Origin of the sequence: Vibrio sp. 10N.286.55.E10 (genome assembly GCF_002872555.1) — a bacterium.
Classification (GTDB): Bacteria; Pseudomonadota; Gammaproteobacteria; order Enterobacterales; family Vibrionaceae; genus Vibrio; species Vibrio crassostreae.
The window spans coordinates 1-345 of sequence record NZ_MCSD01000032.1 but is presented as its reverse complement, the minus strand read 5'-3'; the positions used below and the strand labels follow the sequence as shown (position 1 = coordinate 345).

1 protein-coding gene is annotated in these 345 nt (G+C 58.8%); it reads left to right on the top strand.

Annotation, left to right across the window (positions count from 1 at the left end):
* On the top strand, positions 1-345 hold a 345-nt coding region (locus BCV39_RS16495; protein ID WP_133154223.1), incomplete at both ends, for a cadherin repeat domain-containing protein.

Sequence of the window (345 nt, the reverse complement as noted above, 5' to 3'; positions counted from 1 at the left end):
GACGACAACGCGCCGGAGTTCACTGGGACCAACGACGACGGTGAATACAGCTTCAGCTACAACGAGAACCTAGACGGCACGACCGTGATCGGCACCGTGAGTGCGACAGACGCGGACGGTGAGTCGGTGACGTACAGCATCACGTCGGGTAACGACAACGGCTGGTTCGAAATCAACGCTTCAACGGGTGCGATTACCCTAACGGATGCGGGTGTGTTGGCCGCGTCGAACGACTTCGAAGCGCTGGCGAACGTGCACAATCTGAAAGTGACGGCGACAGAAGCGGGCGGTCTTGGCGATGTGAAGTCGACCGAAATCGACGTGACGCTGAACGAGCAGAACCTG